The sequence below is a fragment of the Iodidimonas sp. MBR-22 genome (assembly GCF_029946565.1).
Taxonomy (GTDB): Bacteria; Pseudomonadota; Alphaproteobacteria; order Sphingomonadales; family Rhodothalassiaceae; genus Iodidimonas; species Iodidimonas nitroreducens.
In genome coordinates, this window is sequence record NZ_JARKVQ010000033.1 from 1 (window position 1) to 2,920 (window position 2,920).

Genomic DNA, 2,920 nt, shown 5'->3' on the forward strand with positions numbered 1-2,920 from the left:
AAAAAACCAGGGATCCAACGATCTCCCGCCCGCACCCATCATATCACAGCCCCAACACACAGGGATCCATCTCGTGAAGGGCTGAGGGTGGGAAAGATGGACCCCGGGTCTCCGCCCGGGGTGACGAAGTTAAGGAGGCCCGGGGCGACGAAGTTAAGGAGGCCCGGGGCGACGAAGAAGAGAAGAAGGCTCAGCGCAAACGGGTGGCCATCTCCTGCAACACATCGCTCAAAGCCAGAAGGCGTTTTTGATCAAGAACGTCTCGGCCCGCTCCATCCTGTTTCAAAGCGCTGGAAAGGTCTGCGAGTTCGCCGGCCACCGCAGCACCGCCCGACCCATCAGATAAAGACTGATCGGCCCGGGCCAAAGCCTCGCGCAGATCGGCAATCCGGTTATCAGCCAAAGCCTTGTTCCGCTGCAATTGATCCACATAGGCATGGGCAACCGCAGGGTCGGCCTGCCAGCTAATTTGGAATTGCTGCTGAGGATTGAACAACTCACCGCCTTTGGTCAAAGATGCGGCTTTAATTTCATTCTCGGTCAGATATTCACTAGGCTCCAAAGCCAGAACATCAAGCCCGCGCACAATCGCCGAGCCATAAATCAAGCCATTGAACCAATAGGTTGACCAATATCCCCCCAAAACCAGATCTTTTTCATCAATGGGGCCACGATCAAAATAAGCAATTTCCACCGGATTGGCGGAATCGGTGAAATCCATCACCGAAACACCGCCCTGATACCAGGCCTGCACATAGATATCGCGGCCGGGAACCGGGATGATCGAACCATTATGGGCAACGCAGTTTTCTTTATCGCTTTGGGGCGCCGGAATTTTATAATAACCACGGAAAAGCAGCTTTTGATCGACGATATCATAAAGCGCATCAGCACCCCATGTCAGCGGATCTGAAGCCTGGCAACGCGGCCGCGCGCCGCCCCCCCATTCATCGGTGAACAGCACCTTGGTGCCATCATTATTGAATGTGGCTGAATGCCAATAAGCAAAAGATGAATCCTTCACGGCATCGATCCGTGTGGGCTTCAAGGGATCGGAAATATCAAACAAAATGCCATTACCCGAACAGGCCCCGGCAGCAATCTTCAGTTCGGGGAACACGGTGATATCATGGCATTGATCGGTGGCGCGGGTGGTTTGCGTTTCAGGACCATGATCACCACCCTGCCATAAACCGGCGATAACCCCGGATTCCGGATCGGCAAAAACCGCCGGGCTATCGATGATCCGGGCATCCTGTGGCCGATCCACGGGAATTTCGATCACATCGATGCGAAACAAAGCCGTTTGCTCATCCTCATAAGGCGATTTATCGGAACAACCGGCCAATTCCTTTGCATCACGCACGGAACTTGTGCCGGAATTATAAACGATCAGCTTACCATCCTCGCCCGGACCGGAAACGATGGAATGGGTATGCGAGCCACGGCAGGTTTGGACGATACCCACCTGTTTTGGCATCCGCAGATCGCTGATATCGAAAATCCGCAGGCCACGAAAACGTTCTTCGCTGACCTTTTCGGCAATCCCCTGCAGGCCGCAATCGATCCGCCCTCGCGTTTGTTCAACAGAAGTGATCAGCAGATTGCCGGAAATCGACACATCCCCCTGCCCCCCCGGACAGACCACCGAGCTCATCAATTCCGGAGCATCGCCTTTCGAGATGTCATAGATATTGAAGCCGTGATAATTGCCCACAACGGCAATATCGCCTGCAAAGGCAATATCGGTGTTGGAAAAACTGAGGAATGGCGACCGGGAAGATTTACTTTCATCCCGATCCGGCTTGGCGTCTTCCTCCGCCTCGCCCTCAACATCATTCTTTTTCTCAGCCGCTTTATCTTTGGCCTTTTCACCGGCCTTTTCCTTATCCTCGGCTTCCAAACGCTTCAAAGACAGGCCGATGGGATTTTGCGGATCATAAAAACCTTCAGGACGCGGCAGGCTGGCCAAAAGCTTCATATTGGAGATGGCTGTTCCGGCATCGAGATACCCGGCAGACAAACCAACGCGCGGATCGGCGGAAAAGCCCGTTAGCATGGCTGTCATCCGGGTGATTTCAGCCTTCTGATCATTGGTGACATCCGTGGTAAATTCAAACAAAACGGGATCATAGGCCGATCCGGGCTTCTTCAACAGCGCCCCGACCATGCTCAAAGCCCCTTCATGATGCTTGATCATGAGCTGGAGAAACAGGCTGTCGAAATCTGCGCCCTCTGAAGCCGCCAGTTCTTCCATCTGCGCGGGCGAGGCCATGCCCTCCATCGTGGCATGGGCCCCTTCATGATGATCGCCCTTCAGTTCGGGAAGCGGCTGATCGCGATCCTGAAGCCATCCCTTCATGAAGGCAATTTCATCTTTTTGCGACAGATCGATCCGGCGCGACAATTCGATCAATTCATTGCGGGCCGTGCGATCCGCCACCAATGCAGCCATATCAACGGCCTGCTGATGATGAACGATCATATCCTGCATGAAGGTAACATCTGCCGCCGAAAAACGGGTGGCAGCCAGATTGCTAGCCTCATCCACATCAAGCTGGCGGCTGGTTTGGCCCGGGGCACCGGGCTGGATGATCGGAACCTGCGCATAAGCCTGGGCTGACAGCATCACAAGCCCCGTGCTCAACAATGCGGCCCGAATAACCGGCTTTCCAAATGAGGTCGTCTGCGTCATCTCAAAATTCCCCTGATATATTATGCCCCGTACAAATATCTTTTGCATAATGAACGGCACATGCATTTTTTCATGCTTAAAGCTAGCGTAAGAAACGAATATTCACGGAAATCAAGCCGCTGGCAAGAGTGGATCCTTCTTTCGTCATCCCGGGCTTGACCCACTGCTGTCCGGTTTAAATTTGTGGACATGATGCACGGTGTTGATTCTACTCGTGTTCAGACG

General features: G+C 53.6%; 1 protein-coding gene. It reads right to left on the reverse strand.

Annotation, left to right across the window (positions count from 1 at the left end):
- Positions 1-190: 190 nt before the first annotated feature.
- A complete protein-coding gene (locus QK300_RS13465) occupies positions 191-2,695 on the reverse strand; it encodes a DUF305 domain-containing protein (protein ID WP_281302220.1) in 2,505 nt (834 codons plus the stop codon).
- Positions 2,696-2,920: the final 225 nt, after the last annotated feature.